Genomic DNA, 17,666 nt, shown 5'->3' on the forward strand with positions numbered 1-17,666 from the left:
CCTCGACCGCCGGGCCTCAGTGCTTCCGCTGCGGCCGTCGACCGCCGGGCCTCAGCCCCGACAACCGCAGCGGCTCAGCGACGCGGCGATCTCGTCCAGCGCGGGGCGGGCGTCGGCGGGCGAGGTCCCGTTGGACAGCAGGGCGAACACCAGCAGCCGGCCGTCGACGTCGGTGACGACCCCGGCCAGGCTGGACGCGCCGCTCAGGGTCCCGGTCTTCGCCCGCACCGCGCCGCGCCCGGCGACCGACGGGCCGCCGGTGAACCGGTCGGCCAGCGTCCCGCCGCCTCCGGCGACCGGCAGGCCGGTCAGGATCGGGCGCAGGTACTGCACGTCGGTCGGGCTGTCCGACTGGGCGGCGGCCGACGCGAGCACGGAGCCGAGCAGCCGGGCGGTGACCCGGTTGTCCCGGGACAGTCCGGAGCCGTCGTGCAGGGACACGCCGGTGACGTCGTAGCCGGCCTGCACCAGTGCCTCGGTGACCGAGCGCGACGCGCCCTCGAACGAGGCCTCGCCGTCCCGGGAGACCGCGACCTGACGGGCCAGCGCCTCGGCCGTCACGTTGTCCGAGGCGGTGAGCATGTACTCGACCAGGCTGGCCAGCGGCGGGGAGAACACCGAGCCCAGCGTCGGCGCATCGGGGGCGGCCCGCCCGGAGCGCACGTCGGACGCGCCGAGCTCGTCGGCCAGCGCCTGACCGGCCGCCTGCGCGGGGTCGCTCGAGCGGGGTCCGTCCTGCTCCTGCGGGGCGGTGCGGCCGCCGTCGAGCATCAGCGGGGACATCGGGGCGATGTAGCCGTCGGCGATGTCGCTCGCGCCCCAGCCCGGCGAGGTCTCCGGGCCCGTCCACAGGCTGGTGTCGGTGTAGACGGTGCTGATCGGGCGTCCCACGGCCTGCTTGACCTTCTCGGCCAGCTCGTCGATCCGGGCCGGTTCCGGGTAGAGGCCCTGTTGCCCCGCGGGCAGCGCGGTCAGCGACGGGTCGCCGCCGCCGACCAGCACCACCGAGTCCGGGGTCGGGCCGGGCACGACCTTGGTGACGATCCGCTGGCTCGGATCCTCGCTGAGCAGCACCGCGGCGGCGGTCAGCAGCTTGGTGGTCGAGCCGGGGACCATCGCCTGGGCGCCGTCGCGTTCCCAGAGCGGGGCGACGCCGCGCGGTGCGGACGAGTCCATGACGACGCCGGTGACGTCACCCAGCGCCGGCGAGCCGAGTTGCTCCTCCAGCGCCTGGGTGATGCCGGCGGTGGTGGGCACCGGCGCGGTCGGGGTGAGCGGGCGCAGCTGCGGCATCGGCACCGGCGGGAGGCTCGCCGCGGCGGGGCCGAGGCCGAGCTGGTCCCGGGTGTCCGGACCGGCCAGCGCGACCGCCCCGAACAGCGAGGCGAGCGCCATGACGGCGACGGCGATCACCGCCGTCCGCCGGGTGCCGCGGTCCGACCGGCGATGCCTGCGTCCCACTCCCACCTCCTGATCCTCACCGCCGACGTCCGGACGCATCCGGGGTCGACCTGTCCGGTCGGGGGTGCGACGCGGCACACACTCGGTCCGGCAGAGGTCACCGGCCTGCACCCCGGCGCCTCCGGTCCCTCACACTAGGGGGCAGTACCGACGCCGCCGGACCGGGCGGGCCACCGGGCCCGGCCGGACCGGCGCACCGTGACCCTCCTGAAGGAGCAACGAACCGTGGACTTCGACGTCACCATCGAGATTCCCAAGGGCGGCCGGAACAAGTACGAGGTCGATCACGAGTCCGGCCGGATCCGGCTGGACCGGACCCTGTTCACGGCCACCCAGTACCCCGCCGACTACGGGTTCGTCGACGACACCCTCGGCGAGGACGGGGACCCGCTGGACGCGCTGGTCCTGGTGCAGGAGCCGACCTTCCCGGGCTGCGTCATCCGCTCGCGGGCGATCGGGATGTTCCGGATGAAGGACGAGAAGGGCGGCGACGACAAGGTCCTCTGCGTCCCGAGTGACGACCCGCGCCAGGAGCACCTGCGCGACATCCACCACCTCGCCGAGTTCGACCGGGCCGAGATCCAGCACTTCTTCGAGATCTACAAGACCCTCGAGCCGGGCAAGAGCGTCGAGGGCGCCACCTGGGTCGGCCGCGCCGACGCCGAGCGGGAGATCAAGGCCTCCTACCAGCGGGCCAAGACCGAGGCCCACTGAGCCACCCCGCCCCCCGGGCCCCACCCCCTCCCAGCGTTGTGGAGCCGTGACGTGCCGTAGAGGCACCTCGGACGACGTCAAGGCTCCACAACGCGAGGTGGGGCGTAGGAAGCAGGGAGTGGGTCAGGCCTTCTCGAAGATCGCGGCCAGGCCCTGGCCGCCGCCGATGCACATCGTCTCCAGCCCGTAACGGGCGTCCCGACGCTCCATCTCCCGCGCCAACGTCGCCAGGATCCGCCCACCGGTCGCCCCCACCGGATGCCCCAGCGAGATCCCCGACCCGTTCACGTTCATCCGCTCGAAATCCGGCTCGGCGAACTTCCACTCCCGGGTACAGGCCAACACCTGCGCCGCGAACGCCTCGTTCAACTCGATCAGATCGATCTCGGCCAGCGACAACCCCGCCGCACCGAGAGCCCTCGCCGTCGCCGGCACCGGCCCGATCCCCATCGTCGCCGGCGGCACCCCGCCCAGGCCCCACGACACCAGCCGCACCAACGGCCGCAACCCCAGCTCCGCAGCCCTCTCCGGACTGGTCACCACACACACCGACGCACCGTCGTTCTGCCCCGACGCGTTCCCCGCCGTCACCGTGGCCTGATCATCATCGCGACCCAGGATCGGACGCAGCGTCGACAGCTTGTCCACACTCGAATCCGGCCGGATGTGCTCATCGGCCTCGACCACCGTGTCGGCCTTCCGACCCCGCACCGTCACCGGCACGATCTCCTCGGCGAACCGACCCCCCGCCTGCGCCGCCGCCGCCCGCTGATGCGACCGCACCGCGAACTCGTCCTGCTCCCCGCGCGGGATCCCATACTCGCGGCGCAGGTTCTCCGCCGTCTCCAACATCCCCCCGGGCACCGGATGATGCTCACCGCCCGCGGTCACCCGCCCCCGCGCCAGCGAGTCGTGCAACATCACCCCCGCGCCGCCCTTCACACCCCAGCGCATCGAGGTCGAGTAGAACGACGCCGACGACATCGACTCCGCACCACCGGCCAGCACCACCTCCGACGCCCCGGTCTGCACCTGCATCGCCGCATACAGCACCGCCTGCAACCCCGACCCGCACCGACGGTCGATCTGGATCCCCGACGCCGTCACCGGCAACCCCGCATCCAACGCCGCCACCCGCCCGATCGCCGGCGCGTCCATCGTCGGATAGCAGTTCCCCAGCAACACGTCGTCCACCGCAGACGGATCGAGCCCGGTCCGCTCCATCAAGGCCGCGATCACAGTCGACGCCAGGGTGTGCGCCGGGACGTCGCGCAGCCCACCCCCGAACCCGCCGACCGGCGTCCGCAACGGCTCACAGATCACCGCATCACGCATGTGCTTCTCCTCCTCGGTGTTGTCGGTCGCGGGGTCGGTTCGCGCGACTCAGACGTGCTGGCGGGTGAGCCACTCGGCGACCAGCGCGGGCTTGTCCGTGCCCTCGATCTCGACCGTCACCTGGGTGGTGATCTGGACGCCACCGCTCACGTCGGTCACGTCGAGGAGCTCGACCCGGCCCCGGACCCGGCTGCCGACCGGGAGGGGGCTCAGGAACCGGACCTTGTTCAGGCCGTAGTTGATCCCCATCCGCACGCCCTCGACCTTGTATACCCCCTGCACCAGCACCGGCAGCAGGGACAGCGTGAGGAAGCCGTGCGCGATGGGCGTACCGAACGGCCCGGTCCTCGCCCGCTCCCGGTCCACGTGGATCCACTGGTGGTCCCCGGTCGCGTCGGCGAACCCGTCGATCTGCTCCTGCTCCACGGTGACCCAGTCCGAGGTGCCGACCTCGGTCCCCTTCGCCGCTCGCAGCTCGTCGACTCCGTTGAAGACGCGCATCCGGTCCACTCCCGTTCACATCGTTGGTCGCTTCGTCGCCCCGGGCGACCGCTCGTCGCGCAGACCGCGCGACCGGTTCACCCGCGGCCCCTTCCTTACCGCACCTGCGGCACCTGTCGGCGGTCGAGTCGGTAAACCCACACGCCTCGTGCCGCGGATCATGCCCGTCCCGGCTATCGTCGGTCGGCGAGGAGCCGCCTGAGGACGGACGGCCGGCAGCCTCGACGGGAAGGCCCACACCGATGACACCGACCCTGCCAGTGAGACCGACACCGCCAGTGAGACCGACACCGCCACTGCGACCGACACCGCCACTGCGAGCCCGCACCGACTGGCGCCCGGACGATCGGGCCCGATGAGCGCCCCCGCCACCGCGCCCGGACTGGTTCACCGGGCCGTGCCCTACCGGGACCCGGAGCATCACGCTGCGGTGCTCGCGCGCCCGATCAGCGACGCCCTGGAGCACGACCGGCGCGCCCTGGTCGTCGTCGACCCGCGGTGCCGGTCGGAGCTGGAGCGCACGCTCGGGCCGGACGCCGGCGTCGAGTTCCGCGCGCCGGAGCAGGTGCACACGGCGCCGCCCTTCACCGTCGCCGGCCGCTGGGGCCGCGCGGTCCGCAACGCCCTCACCGACGGCGCCGACGGGGTGTGCACGGTCGGTCAGCCGGTCGAGCTACCCGGTACCGACCAGGCCTACTGGACCCGGCTCGACCTCGCGCTGACGCACGCGCTGCACGGCCTGCCGGTGACCCTGCTCTGCAGCTTCGCCGACGTCGACGGTGCGCGCGAGCGGGCCGGGCAGCTGCACGACGAGCTGCTGGTCGACGGCGCCCCGGTGCCGGGCGTGGGACGGCGGGCCGAGCACGAGCTGCTGGCCGAGAACCCGCAGCCGCCGCCGGAGGACCTCGGCGAACCGCTGCTGTCCGTGCCGGTCGAGCTGGGCGGGCTCGGGGCGATGCGCCGCCGGTTCGAGGAGACGGCCCGGCTGAGCGGGTTCGGCCCGCGCCGCGTCGAGGACCTGGTCCTGGCGGTGAACGAGCTGGTCAGCAACGGCATCGAGCACGGCTCAGGGAACCCGCTGCTGCGGGCCTGGCGCACCCCGGCCGGCCTGGTCGCGGAGATGACCGACGCGGACGCCTGCCGGCTCACGTTCCCCGGGCTGGCCGCGCCGCCGGCGGCCGGGGCGCGCGGGCGCGGCCTGTGGCTGGTCTCCGAGCTGGCCGACGTGCTGCAGGTCTGGACCGCCGAGGACGACCCGGACACGGTGCAGGGCACCGTCGTCCGGGTCACCATGACCCCGCCCTGAGCCGTGTCCGACCGTGCCGCCGACCCGGTCACCCGCTTCCTGCGCATGGTGACCGGCCCCGAACCCCAGCTCGACGAGGGCGCTCTGGCGATCGCCGCCGGCGCCGCCGCCGACCCGGGTACCGCCGCCGCGGAAGCGGAAGGGGCGCGCGCCGCCCTGGACGAGCTGGCCGCCGGCGTCACCGACCTGGACTCGCTGACCGCCCGGCTGTTCGGTGAGGCCGGGTTCGTCGGCAACAGCGCCGACTACGGCGACCCGCGCAACTCGCTGCTGCCCGACGTGCTGGAGCGCCGCACCGGCATCCCGATCACGCTGTCCGTGCTGGCGATCGAGGTCGGGCGCCGGGCCCGGGTGCCGCTGGAAGGCGTCGGGATGCCCGGCCACTTCCTCGTGCGGGAACCGGGCAGCGACCGCTACCTCGATGCGTTCGACGGCGGCCGGCGGCTGGACCGGCGCGGTTGCGAGGCGTTGTTCCGGGCGGTCACGGGCTCGGACACGCCCTTCGGCCCGGAGCAGCTGCCCCGGGTCTCGACCCGGCAGATCCTGGCCCGCATGCTGGAGAACCTGCGCGCGAGCTACCGGCGAGGCAAGGACCACGTGAACCTGGAGTGGGTGCTGCGGATGCGGCTCGGGCTGCGGCACAACGGGCCGGAGCTGGTCCGCGAGCTCGGCGAGGTGCTCGCCGCGCAGGCCCGCTGGGACGAGGCCGCCCGCCTGATGGAGTCCTGGGTGGACGGTCCGGGCCGCGGGTCGCGCTCCGGCACCGAGGTGCTCGACCAGGTACGGCTCGAGGCCCGCAAGCACCGCGCCAAGCTGAACTGAACCGGGGCCCGGGCGGGATCAGGTGTGCGGCGCGCGGGTGGGGGCGCCGGAGTCCTCGCCGAACCGCCACGGCTGCCCGGTGGACTCCAGCACCGCCATCCACAGGTCGCCGTGCGGGTCGACCTGGTTGCGCCGGCTGACCGCGAGCGACATCGGGATGTGCACGAACCGGCGGCGGACCCGGCCGACCACCATCGCCGTCCGGCCGGACATCGCCGCGTGCACCGCCGCCTGGGACAGCCGCACGGTGTAGACGCTGTCGTAGGGGTTCGCGGGAACGCTGCGGATGAGGTAGCTCGGGTCGACGTAGCGGACGGTGGTCTCCATCCCGGCTCCGGCGAACGAGTCGGCGATCCGCTCCCGCAGCCACGGCCCGACGTCGGCGAGCTTGGCGTTGCCGGAGGCGTCGGTGCGCCCGACCGGCGGCAGCAGCTCCTGCCCGGCTCCCTCCGCGACCACGACGACGGCGTGCCCCCGCTGCTCGACCCGGCGACGCAGGTGGTGCAGCAGGCCGGTCTCGCCGTCCAGCTCGAACGGCACCTCCGGGATCAGCACGGCGTCGGCGTCCGAGCGGACGAGCGAGGCGTAGCAGGCGATGAAGCCGGAGTGCCGGCCCATCAGCTTCACCAGGCCGACGCCGCCGGGGGTGGACTTGGCCTCCACCGTCACCGACCGGATGGCCTCGCTGGCCTGCGAGAACGCCGTCTGGAAACCGAAGCTCTGGTCGATGAACGGGATGTCGTTGTCGATCGTCTTCGGGATCCCGACGACGGCGATCCGCAGCCCCCGCTCGGCCACCACCCGCGCGATCTCCATCGCGCCCCGCATGGTGCCGTCGCCGCCGATCACGAACAGCACGTTGAGGTGCATCTGCTCCAGGCAGTCGACGATCTCCTCGGGGTCCTGCGGGCCGCGCGAGGTGCCGAGGGAGGTGCCGCCGTCCACGGCGGTGTCCCGGACCGACTCCGGGGTGAGCTCGACCACGTCGTGCCCGTAGGCGGAGACGAAGCCGCGGTAGCCGTTGCGGAACCCGACCACCCGGCGGACGCCGTAGTGGTAGGTCAGCGTGCGGACCAGCCCGGCGATGACGTCGTTCAGCCCGGGGCACAGCCCGCCGCAGGTCACGATGCCCGCACGGGTCTTCGACGGGTCGAAGTAGATCTCCCGGCGCGGGCCGCACGGCTCCAGGCCGGGCAGGTCCGCCAGCTCGACGCCGCGCGCGGTGATCCCGGCCGCGGTGTCGTCGAGCAGCACCCGGTCGTCGGTGTCGACGTAGTGCTCGGTGGTGCGGCGGGCGTCCAGCAGCGGGGCCAGCGGGGAGGTGATCCGGGCCGGGCCGAGGGTGTCGATCGCCAGGTCGTCCGGCTTGATGCCGCCGTGCTCCCAGGCCATCACGGGATCCCCTCCTCCTGCTCGTCCTGTCACCTCGTGCTGTCCCCGAGCGGAACCGGATCGATCCAGCCCTGGGCGTCGGGCCCGATCATCGTGCACCACCGGTGCCGGTGTCAGGTCGGGCCACACCTAGTGTGACGGGCGTGCCCCTCGCTCTGGTGACCAACGACGACGGCATCCACGCTCCCGGCCTGCACGCCCTGGCCCGCGGCGCCGCGGACGCCGGGTACGACGTGATCGTCGCGGCACCCGCGGGCGACGCCAGCGGCGCAGGCGGATCGGTGCGCGGCGTGGTCACCGACGGCCACGTCACCGTCACCGAGCAGGAGATCCCGGGCGGGTTCCCGGCGTTCGGGCTGGACGCCGATCCCGCGTTCATCGTGCGCGCGGCCGGGCAGGGCTGGTTGTCCCGCGAGCCGGACCTGGTGCTGGCCGGGATCAACCCGGGCGCGAACACCGGCAGTCAGGTGCTGCACTCCGGCACCATCGGCGCGGTGCTGGCCGGGGCGCTGAACGGCTGGTCCGGGATCGCGTTCTCGCTGCACTGCGGGCTGCGGCTGCCCGAGCACCCGCACTGGCCGGCGGTGACCGGGCTGCTCCCGGGGCTGCTGGAGCGCCTCGCCGGGCGTCCGGCCGGGACCCCGTGGTCGGTGAACGTGCCGGACGTGCCGGCTGCGGACCTGCCGCCGCTGCGCGAGGCCCGGCTGTGTGCCTCCGGCGCCGTCCGGGTCCGGATGGTGCACCGGGAGCCCGACGGCATGCGCCCCGGCGGCCTGCAGGCACTGGTCTCCGAGGACTACGGCGAGGCGGAGCCGGGCACCGACGTCGCGCTGCTCGACGCGGGCCACCCCACCGTCACCGAGCTCACCCCGATCGGGACCCGGGACGGCGTCACCGGCTACCCGGCCTGATCGACCGGTGACGCTGCCCGCCGGGCGTCGGCACTAGTGCTCGTCGGCGCCGGTCAGCGCGTGCTCCAGCTCGTCGGCCAGGTGCACGACCTGCCGGAACGGGAACTCGAAGCCGTCCAGGGCGGCCGGGCGCAGCGGGATGGAGTGCCGGTAGACGACCACACCCTCCTCGGCGGCGAGCCCGCCGAGGACCGACGGTCCGGCCAGCTCCAGCAGTCGCGCCAGGTCGACGTCGGCGATCCGGGCGACCGGGGAGATGATCTGCACCCACTCCTGCCCCGGGTCCGCGACGGCCGCCGCGGCCTCGGTCACCTCGACGCCGGGCCGGGCGGCGTCCTCGGTCACCCGGCGCACGACCACGAGCTGGGTCCGGTCACCGGTCGTCGGGAGCCGGAACCGCAGCTCGTGCGCGGTCTGCCGGACGATCTCGTACCGGACCACCACGTAGGAATGCAGATCGTCCCAGGTCGCCACCGTGTCTCCCCCTCGTTCGGCCGCGGCGTGTAGGGCCCCGGTCTCCGGCGCGACCCTAGCGCGGCCGCGGCAGGCCCGGTCCGGCCCGGCGATCACGCCCCGCCGGGGCGGGCGCCGGCCCGGTGCCCACCGGTCCGGGCACACCGGTCAGCCCTCCAGGCGGGTGGTGATGAGCTGGTCGACCGGGGCCCGGTCGTCGGTCAGGACCGGGGCGTCCCGGGCGAACGCCGCCGTGCGCGCCGGGTCGAGCACCGCGCCGGGCTCACCGGAGCGGGCCACCGCTGCCGCGAGCGCGGCCGGGTCGAGCGGCCGGTCCGAGCCGACCACGACCAGGTTGCCGCCACCGCCCGACGTGAACTCGTCCGGGCGGGCCGCCAGCATCGTCTGCCCGAACCGGGCGTCCACCGTGGCCGTCATCGCCCGTGCCAGGTCCAGCGGGTCGCGGTCGATCACGTTGAGCACGTAGAGCCCGTCCGGGCGCAGGACCCGCCGCACCTCGTCGAGGAACTCGCGCGTCGACAGGTGCCAGGGCCCCGACCGGGCCCCGAACGCGTCCCCGACGACCAGGTCCGCGGAGTCGTCGGGCAGCGCGGCCAGCCCGACCCGGGCGTCGCCGGTGCGCACGGTGACGCCCGGTACCGCACCGGCGCCGAGCTCCCGGACGCCGAGCTCGATCACGCCGCGGTCGAGCTCCAGCACGGTCGAGCTGCTGCCCGGGCGGGTCGCGGCCAGCCACCGCGGCATGGTGAGCGCGCCACCACCGACGTGCACCGCGTCCAGCGGATCCCGGGGAGCGAACGCGGTGTCGATCGCGGCCGCGAACCGCCGGGTGTAGGCGAACTCCAGGTGTGCCGGATCGCCGAGCCGGACGTAGGAGTGCCGCAGGTCGTCGAGCACCAGGTAGCGCCCGGCCGGGTCGGCGGGATCGGGCTGGACCGACGCGCAGTAGTAGGTGGTGTCGGCGTCGCACCGGCCCGGGACGGCGACCAGCGCGACGCCCAGCAGCAGCGCCGCCCCGCCGCCGCCGAGCAGGTGCCGCCACGGCCGGACCGGCGCGACGACCACCCCGAGGATCAGGCAGGCGACCGCGGTGACGATCAGGATCGCGCTCACCGGCAGCAGCGCGACCAGGATGAACCCGGTGGCGAAGGTCCCGGCCAGCGAGCCGAGCGTCCCGGCCGCGGACAGCCCGCCGACGACCTCCCCGGAGTGCTCCAACCCGGTCAGCCGGGCCCGGGTGACGGCCGGGCCCACCGCGGCCAGCGCCGTCACCGAGACCAGTGTGGACGCCGCGACCAGCAGGACCGCCGCGGTCGGCCCGGCGCCGAACACCGGGCCGAGCACCCGCACGATCGGGCGCACCGCCAGCGTCCCGAGCCCGCCGACGACCAGGGCGAGCGACGCCACCCACAGCGGGTCGTGCCGGTCGGCCCACCGGCCGCCGAGCGCGGAACCGAGGGCGATGCCGGCCAGCGCCACCCCGATCACCGCGGTCGTCGACTCCAGGGTCAGCCCGACGTAGGGGGCGACCAGGCGGGTCGCGAGGGTCTCGACGACCAGGATCGCCGCCCCGGAGACGACGACGGCGGTCCGGGCGAGAGCGAGGCGCACCCCGCCATCGTGCCGGGCGCGATCAGCCCTGGCGCAGGCGGAGCACCAGCTTGCCGGTGTTCTCCCCGCGGAACAGCTTCAGCAGCACCTCGGGGAAGTCGTCCACCGTGCCGTCGACGACGTCCTCCCGGCTGTGGATCCGGCCCTCGGCCAGCCAGCCGGCGAGCTCGCGAGCGGCCTCGCCCCAGCGCTCGGCGAAGTCGCTGACGATGAAGCCCTCCATCCGGGCCCGGTTGACCAGCAGGGACAGGTAGTTCCGCGGGCCGGGCACCGGCTCGCTGGCGTTGTAGGTGCTGATCGCGCCGCAGATCGCGACCCGGGCGCCGTAGCGCAGCCGGGTCAGGACCGCGTCCAGGATCTCGCCGCCGACGTTGTCGAAATAGACGTCCACCCCGTCCGGAGCCAGCGTGCGCAGTTCCTTCGCGACGTCCTGGGCGCGGTAGTCGATCGCGGCGTCGAACCCGAGCTCGTCGGTGATCCAGGAGCACTTCTCCGGACCACCGGCGATGCCGACCACCCGAGCGCCCTTGATCTTCGCCAGCTGCCCGACGACGCTGCCGACCGCGCCCGCGGCCCCGGACACGACGACCGTCTCGCCCTCGCGCAGGCCACCGACGTCGAACAGCCCGAAGTACGCCGTCATCCCGGTCATACCGAGCAGGGCCAGGTAGCGCTCCGGGGGGACCGTGGCCGTCGGGGTGACCTTCTGCAGACCCTGCCCGTCGGTGTCGAGGTACTCCTGGACGCCGAGCACGCCGGTCACCGTGTCGCCGACGGCGAACTCCGGATGGTTCGACGCGACGACCTCACCGAGCCCGAGCGCCCGCATCACGGCGCCGACCTCCACCGGTGGGACGTAGGACTTCCCCTCGTTCATCCAGCCGCGCATCGCCGGGTCCAGCGAGACATGGCTGACCTTGACGACGAACCGGCCCGCGGCCGGGTCGCCGACCGGCTCGGTGGTGTGCTCCCAGACCTCCGGCCCGGGCGTCCCGGTGGGACGCGCGGCGAGCCGGACCTGATGGTTGATCGAATCGCTCATGCCCCCGGTGTACCCCTCCACCACGCGCCACACCCGGGCGCCCACCCCACCCGGCCACGTCCGTGTTGTGGAGCCGGCCACACCGACCCCGGGCCGCCCTCGAAGCAGCGTTGGTGGGCGTGGGCGTGGGCTACAGGCCCAGGTGGCGGGCGATCAGCATCCGCTGGACCTCGGAGGTGCCCTCTCCGACCTCGAGGATCTTCGCGTCCCGGTAGAAGCGCCCGACCGGGTACTCGTTCATGAAGCCGTACCCGCCGAAGATCTGGGTGGCGTCGCGGGCGTTGTCCATGGCGGCGTTCGACGCGACCAGCTTCGCGATCGCGGCCTCGTGCTTGAACGGCCTGCCCTCGACCAGCAGCCGGGCGGCGTGCTGCCAGGCCAGCCGGGCGGTGTGCGCCCGCACCTCCATGTCGGCGATCTTGAACTGGATCGCCTGGTAGGAGCCGATCGTGTTGCCGAACGCCTCGCGCTCGTGCGCGTAGCGCAGCGACTCGTCGACGCAGCCCTGGGCCAGCCCGACCGACAGCGCGGCGATCGCGACCCGGCCCTCGTCCAGGATGGACAGGAACTGGGCGTAGCCGCGGCCGCGCTCGCCGAGCAGGTTCGCCTCGGGGACGCGGACGTCGTCGAAGAACAGCTCGCGGGTGTCCGAGCAGTTCCAGCCGACCTTGGAGTACTTCTGCGACACGGTGAACCCGGGGGTGCCGGCCGGGACGAGGATCGCCGAGATCTCCTTGCGCCCGTCCGGCTTCTCCCCGGTCACGGCGGTCACGGTGACGACCGAGGTGATGTCGGTACCCGAGTTGGTGATGAAGCACTTCGACCCGTTGATCACCCACTCGCCGTTCTCCAGGCGTGCGGTGGTGCGGGTGGCACCCGCGTCCGAGCCGCCGCCGGGCTCGGTGAGGCCGAAGGCGCCGAGGGCGCGGCCCGCCGCCAGGTCGGGCAGCCAGCGCGCCTTCTGCTCCTCGGTGCCGAACCGGTGGATCGGCATCGCGCCGAGCCCGACCCCGGCCTCGACGGTGATCGCGACCGACGAGTCGACCCGGGCCAGCTCCTCCAGGGCCAGGCAGAGCGCGTAGAAATCGCCACCCATCCCGCCGTGGTCCTCGGAGACGGGCAGGCCGAACAGGCCCATCTGCCCCATCTTGGCCACGATGTCGTAGGGGAACTCCTCGCGGATGTAGAGCTCCCCGATGACCGGGGCGACCTCCTTGCGCGCGAACTCCTCGACCGAGGCGCGCAGCGCTTCGTACTCCTCGGCGGACGTCGTCTCGGTGGTGGTCATGCCGGGTCCTCCTGGTGGGTCGGGGCCTCGGTGCCGATGCTCGTTCCGCTGTCGCTGCTCTCGACCACGAGCAGCACCGCGTCCTTCGCGACGGTGCCGCCGGACCGGGCTCTCAGCTCGCGCACCGTCCCGTCGACGGGGGCGGTGAGCACGTGTTCCATCTTCATGGCCTCGACGACCACCAGCTTCTGGCCGGCGGTCACGGTGTCGCCCTCGGCGACCTCGACGACGGTCACCGTGCCCGGCATCGGCGAGGTGACCGGGCCGCCGCCGTCGGCGGCCGCGGTGCGGGCGGCTTCGAGGGGCTCCTGCTCCCGGACGCCCCAGGTGTGGCCGTCCCGGGATAGCCACAGCACGCCGTCGGGGCCCTGGGCGGCGGCGTACCGGCGGGTGCGGCCGTCCTGGGTGTGCTCCAGCGCGGTGCCCCCTGCGGCCACGGCGCCGCCGACCGCCACGGTGCGGCACCGGACGACCGTCCCGGCCGCGGTCACCGACGCCGGTTCCGAGCCGGCCGTCCCGCCGTCGGAGCCGGGCTCGGGGTCGGGGCCGGCACCGGCGTCGGAGCCGGCACCGGCGTCGCCGGGCACGGCCAGGTCGAAGCCGGACGCCCGGCCGCGCACCCGCACCTCGACGGTGTCGGCGCCCCCGCCCACCAGCCGGCGTGCGGTCCAGGCCGGCTCACCGACCCGCCAGCCGCCGGGCACGTCGAACGGGTCCACCACGGGCCCGGCCGGTTCCAGCCGCAGCAGGGCGTGACCGGCCGCGGCACCGAAGACGTCCGCCGGGACGTCGCCGGTCACCAGCGCCGCGCCGCGGCGCGCGATCAGGCCGGTGTCCAGGTTGCCGGCGCGGACGTCGTCGTCGGCGAGCAGCGACCGCAGGAACCCGATGTTCGAGTCCAGCCCGAGCAGCACGGTGCCGGCGAGCGCGGCGTCCAGGCGGCGGAGCGCCTCGTCCCGGGTCGCGCCGTGCGCGATCACCTTGGCCAGCATCGGGTCGTAGTCCGAGCCGACGACGCTGCCGGTCTCGATCCCGGCGTCCACCCGCACCCCGGCCGGGGCCGCCCACGCGAGCACGGGACCGCCGGAGGGCAGGAAGGTCAGCGCGTCCCCGGCCTCGATGCCCGCGCCGCCTGCGCTGCGCGGGGTGACGGCAGCCGCCTCGGCGTACACCCGAGCCTCGACCGCGTGCCCGGTCAGCACGACGTCGTCCTGACCGATCGGGAGCGGCTCGCCGGCCGCCACGCGGAGCTGCAGCTCGACCAGGTCCAGCCCGGTGACCTCCTCGGTGACCGGGTGCTCGACCTGCAGGCGAGTGTTCATCTCCAGGAAGAAGAACTCCAGCCCGGGGGCTCCATCCCCCGACGCCCGGCCGCCGCCCTCCACGATGAACTCGACCGTCCCGGCGCCCGTGTAGCCCACGGCACGGGCGGCCTCGCAGGCCGCGGCACCCATCGAGGACCGCTGCTCGGGGGTGAGCAGGGCCGACGGCGCCTCCTCGATGATCTTCTGGTGGCGGCGCTGCAGCGAGCACTCCCGCTCGCCGAGGTGCACGACGTTCCCGTGCCCGTCGGCCATGACCTGGATCTCGATGTGCCGCGGGGTGGCGACCAGGCGCTCGACGAGCAGGGTGTCGTCGCCGAACGAGCCGCGCGCCTCCCGGCGGGCCCCGGCGATCGCGTCGGCGAGGTCGGCCGCACCGTGTACCTCGCGCATGCCCTTGCCGCCACCACCGGCCGACGGCTTGAGCAGCACCGGGTAGCCGATCTCGGTGACGACCTCGACGAGGTCGTCATCGGACAGACCTGCCCCGTCGGAACCGGGCACCACGGGCACCCCGGCCTTCGCGACGGTCTGCTTCGCGCGGACCTTGTCGCCCATCGCGTCGATCGCCGACGACGGCGGTCCGACGAAGGTGATCCCGGCCTGCTCGCAGGCGGCCGCGAACGCGGTGTTCTCGGACAGGAACCCGTAGCCGGGATGGATCGCCTGCGCTCCGGTGGCCCTGGCCGCGGCGATCACGTTCTCGATCGACAGATACGACTCCGCCGCGGCGGCCGGGCCGATCCGGACGGCCTCGTCGGCGGCCCGGACATGTGGGGCGTCGCTGTCCGCGTCGGAGTACACGGCGACGCTGCGCACCCCGAGCGCGCGCAGCGTCCGGATCACGCGGACCGCGATCTCGCCGCGGTTCGCGACCAGCACCGTGGAGAACATCGGTTCCTCTTCCAGGTCGACCAACGGGGGCGGAGCCGCCGTTGGTTGGGTTGCGCGGTTGGGGGCTTGGTTGGGTTGCGTAGTTCGGGGGGCTGACGGGGGCGGAGCCCCCGTCGGATCACATCCGGAAGACGCCGAAGGCCGGGTCGGCCAGGGGTGCGTTGGCGGCGACGGACAGGGACAGGCCCAGCACGGTGCGGGTGTCGGCGGGGTCGATCACGCCGTCGTCCCACAGCCGGGCGGTGGAGTAGTACGGGTGGCCCTGCGTCTCGTACTGGGCCCGGATGGCATCCGGATCCGCGCCGGACCCGACCGTGCCCAGCACGGTGGCGGCCTGCTCGCCGCCCATCACCGAGATCCGGGCGTTCGGCCACATGAACAGGAACCGCGGCGAGTACGCCCGCCCGCACATCGAGTAGTTCCCGGCGCCGAACGAGCCGCCGATCACGACGGTCAGCTTCGGCACCCGGGTGGAGGCGACGGCGGTGACCATCTTGGCGCCGTTCTTCGCGATGCCGCCGGCCTCGTAGTCGCGGCCGACCATGAACCCGGAGATGTTCTGCAGGAACACCAGCGGGATGCCGCGCTGGTCGCACAGCTCGACGAAGTGCGCGCCCTTGACCGCGGACTCGGAGAACAGGATGCCGTTGTTCGCCACGATCCCGACCGGGTGGCCGTGGATCCGGGCGAAACCGGTGACCAGCGTCGTCCCGTACTCGGACTTGAACTCGTGGAACCGGGAGCCGTCGACGACGCGGGCGATCACCTCGCGCACGTCGTACGGGGTGCGCGAGTCGGTCGGGACGGCGCCGTAGAGCCCGTCAGGGTCGACGGCGGGTTCCTCGGTCGGCCGCACGTCCCACGGGCGCGGCGCCCGCGGGCCCAGGGTGCCGACGATCGCCCGGACCCGCTGCAGCGCCTCGGCGTCGTCCGCGGCCAGGTGGTCGGTGACCCCGGAGGTCCTCGAGTGCAGGTCCCCGCCGCCCAGTTCCTCGGCGGTGACGACCTCGCCGGTCGCGGCCTTCACCAGCGGCGGGCCGCCGAGGAAGATCGTCCCCTGGTTGCGGACGATCACCGCCTCGTCCGACATGGCCGGGACGTAGGCACCGCCCGCGGTGCACGAGCCCAGCACCGCCGCGATCTGCGGGATGCCCAGCCCGGACATCTGCGCCTGGTTGTAGAAGATCCGGCCGAAGTGCTCGCGGTCCGGGAACACCCGGTCCTGCTCGGGCAGGTAGGCCCCGCCGGAGTCGACCAGGTAGACACACGGCAGCCGGTTGTGCAGCGCCACCTCCTGCGCGCGGAGGTGCTTCTTCACCGTGACGGGGAAGTAGGTGCCGCCCTTGACGGTCGCGTCGTTCGCGACGATCACGCACTCCCGGCCGGCCACCCGGCCCACCCCGGTGATCATCCCGGCGCCGGGGGCCTGGTCGTCGTACATGCCGTGGGCGGCCATCGGGGACAGCTCCAGGAACGGCGACGACGGGTCGACCAGCGAGTCCACCCGATCCCGCGGGAGCAGCTTCCCGCGCTCCACGTGCCGCGCCCGGGAGCGTGCCGGGCCGCCGAGACGGGCCGTCGCCAGCTGCGCGTTCAGGTCGGCCACCAGGTCGCGGTGCGCCGCGACGTTCGCGGCGTACTGCTCGCCGGACGGGTCGACCGGGCTGCCCAGTCGCGGGGCCTCCTCGGGGACCACCCCGAGCGGGGCTTGCTGATCGGACATCGACGCTGCCACCCTCCCTGTTAATAACCGTTAACAGGTTATCGTTCGTTAACGCCTCGCGTCCAGGGGTGGACGACGCCGGTGCCGGCCGGCCCCTCCGCCCACGGCCTCCCGTGCCGCGGCCTCCGTGCCGCGGCCTCCCCTGCCACCGCGTTCACTACGGTAGGGCCGTGCGCCTGTTACTGGTCGAGGACGAGAAGCCGCTCGCCGAGCTCGTCCGGCGCGGCCTGGCCGCCGAAGGGCACGAGGTCGAGATCGCGCACGACGGGAACTCCGGGCTGCAGGCGGCCCTGTCCGGGCGGCACGACGTGCTCGTCCTGGACATCATGCTGCCCGGCCTCTCCGGCTACCGGATCCTGCAGCACCTGCGCGAGCGCGGAGTGTGGACGCCGGTGCTGATGCTGACCGCGAAGGACGGCGAGTACGACGAGGCCGACGCCTTCGACCTCGGCGCCGACGACTACCTGACCAAGCCGTTCTCGTTCGTCGTCCTGCGGGCGCGGCTGCGCGCGCTGCTGCGCCGGGCGGGCGAGACGGCGCCGTCGGTGCTGCGGGTGGGCGACCTGAGCCTGGACCCGGCCACCCATCGGGTGCACCGCGGCGACGTCGAGATCTCGCTCACCCCGCGCGAGTTCGGGGTGCTGGAGCACCTCATGGCCCACACCGGCCAGGTCGTGACGAAGACCGACATCCTGCGCTCGGTGTGGGACGCGCACTACGACGGCGAGGTCAACGTCGTCGAGGTCTACGTCGGCTACCTGCGCCGCAAGATCGACACACCGTTCGGCACGCGCAGCATCGAGACCCTGCGCGGCGTCGGCTACCGGATGTCCGAGCCCGCGGCGCCGTCGGCCTGATCCCACCCCGCCC

Annotated in this window: 15 protein-coding genes; 5 read left to right on the plus strand and 10 right to left on the minus strand. The window is 73.8% G+C overall.

From position 1 onward, the window contains the following. Positions 1-51: 51 nt before the first annotated feature. Positions 52-1,461, minus strand: a complete 1,410-nt coding sequence (dacB, locus tag ACLFMI_RS19325) for a D-alanyl-D-alanine carboxypeptidase/D-alanyl-D-alanine endopeptidase (RefSeq protein ID WP_410949297.1) — start codon at positions 1,459-1,461, stop codon at positions 52-54. Between the two features lie 225 nt (positions 1,462-1,686). Here dacB and ACLFMI_RS19330 point away from each other — a divergent pair, with 225 nt between their 5' ends. After that, the gene (locus ACLFMI_RS19330; RefSeq protein WP_410949298.1) at positions 1,687-2,175 is read left to right on the plus strand and encodes an inorganic diphosphatase; all 489 of its coding nucleotides are present in this window, start codon (positions 1,687-1,689) and stop codon (positions 2,173-2,175) included. Between the two features lie 123 nt (positions 2,176-2,298). On the opposite strand, the gene ACLFMI_RS19335 is transcribed toward ACLFMI_RS19330, so the two are convergent. Continuing rightward, positions 2,299-3,510, minus strand: coding sequence for an acetyl-CoA C-acetyltransferase (locus tag ACLFMI_RS19335; RefSeq protein ID WP_410949299.1), 1,212 nt, complete (start codon positions 3,508-3,510; stop codon positions 2,299-2,301). Between the two features lie 48 nt (positions 3,511-3,558). Continuing rightward, positions 3,559-4,011, minus strand: a complete 453-nt coding sequence (locus ACLFMI_RS19340) for a MaoC family dehydratase (protein WP_410949300.1) — start codon at positions 4,009-4,011, stop codon at positions 3,559-3,561. 355 nt (positions 4,012-4,366) lie between these two features. Between ACLFMI_RS19340 and ACLFMI_RS19345 the strand changes: the two genes are divergently transcribed. Both ACLFMI_RS19345 and ACLFMI_RS19350 read left to right on the plus strand, forming a co-directional pair. Next, on the plus strand, positions 4,367-5,317 hold the full coding sequence (locus tag ACLFMI_RS19345) for an ATP-binding protein (RefSeq protein WP_410949301.1): 951 nt from the start codon (positions 4,367-4,369) through the stop codon (positions 5,315-5,317). A gap of 3 nt (positions 5,318-5,320) precedes the next feature. Next, positions 5,321-6,139: a transglutaminase family protein gene (locus ACLFMI_RS19350; RefSeq protein ID WP_410949302.1), complete on the plus strand. Its 819-nt coding sequence runs from the start codon at positions 5,321-5,323 to the stop codon at positions 6,137-6,139. Positions 6,140-6,157: 18 nt separating this feature from the next. On the opposite strand, the gene ACLFMI_RS19355 is transcribed toward ACLFMI_RS19350, so the two are convergent. After that, positions 6,158-7,531 (minus strand): ATP-dependent 6-phosphofructokinase, encoded by a 1,374-nt coding sequence (locus tag ACLFMI_RS19355; RefSeq protein ID WP_410949303.1) that lies wholly within the window; start codon positions 7,529-7,531, stop codon positions 6,158-6,160. Positions 7,532-7,674: 143 nt separating this feature from the next. Between ACLFMI_RS19355 and surE the strand changes: the two genes are divergently transcribed. Next, positions 7,675-8,442, plus strand: a complete 768-nt coding sequence (surE, locus tag ACLFMI_RS19360) for a 5'/3'-nucleotidase SurE (RefSeq protein ID WP_410949304.1) — start codon at positions 7,675-7,677, stop codon at positions 8,440-8,442. 33 nt (positions 8,443-8,475) lie between these two features. Here surE and ACLFMI_RS19365 read toward each other — a convergent pair whose 3' ends face one another. The 6 genes from ACLFMI_RS19365 to ACLFMI_RS19390 all read right to left on the minus strand — a co-directional run bounded on the left by ACLFMI_RS19365 (position 8,476) and on the right by ACLFMI_RS19390 (position 16,796). Next, complete coding sequence (locus ACLFMI_RS19365; RefSeq protein ID WP_410949305.1) at positions 8,476-8,916, minus strand: hypothetical protein; 441 nt, start codon at positions 8,914-8,916, stop codon at positions 8,476-8,478. Between the two features lie 147 nt (positions 8,917-9,063). Continuing rightward, a complete protein-coding gene (locus ACLFMI_RS19370; RefSeq protein WP_410949306.1) occupies positions 9,064-10,527 on the minus strand; it encodes a fused MFS/spermidine synthase in 1,464 nt (487 codons plus the stop codon). Between the two features lie 22 nt (positions 10,528-10,549). Further along, complete coding sequence (locus tag ACLFMI_RS19375; RefSeq protein WP_410949307.1) at positions 10,550-11,569, minus strand: NADP-dependent oxidoreductase; 1,020 nt, start codon at positions 11,567-11,569, stop codon at positions 10,550-10,552. Between the two features lie 130 nt (positions 11,570-11,699). Then, complete coding sequence (locus ACLFMI_RS19380; protein WP_410949308.1) at positions 11,700-12,857, minus strand: acyl-CoA dehydrogenase family protein; 1,158 nt, start codon at positions 12,855-12,857, stop codon at positions 11,700-11,702. Continuing rightward, positions 12,854-15,073 (minus strand): acetyl/propionyl/methylcrotonyl-CoA carboxylase subunit alpha, encoded by a 2,220-nt coding sequence (locus ACLFMI_RS19385; protein ID WP_410949309.1) that lies wholly within the window; start codon positions 15,071-15,073, stop codon positions 12,854-12,856. The genes ACLFMI_RS19380 and ACLFMI_RS19385 overlap by 4 nt, the downstream gene beginning before the upstream one ends. A 118-nt stretch (positions 15,074-15,191) precedes the next feature. Then, positions 15,192-16,796, minus strand: coding sequence for a carboxyl transferase domain-containing protein (locus ACLFMI_RS19390; RefSeq protein ID WP_410949310.1), 1,605 nt, complete (start codon positions 16,794-16,796; stop codon positions 15,192-15,194). A 170-nt stretch (positions 16,797-16,966) separates the two neighbouring features. Between ACLFMI_RS19390 and ACLFMI_RS19395 the strand changes: the two genes are divergently transcribed. Beyond that, positions 16,967-17,653 (plus strand): response regulator transcription factor, encoded by a 687-nt coding sequence (locus ACLFMI_RS19395; protein WP_410949311.1) that lies wholly within the window; start codon positions 16,967-16,969, stop codon positions 17,651-17,653. Positions 17,654-17,666 lie beyond the last annotated feature (13 nt).

It is taken from the genome of Pseudonocardia nantongensis, assembly GCF_046546495.1.
Lineage (GTDB): Bacteria > Actinomycetota > Actinomycetes > Mycobacteriales > Pseudonocardiaceae > Pseudonocardia > Pseudonocardia nantongensis.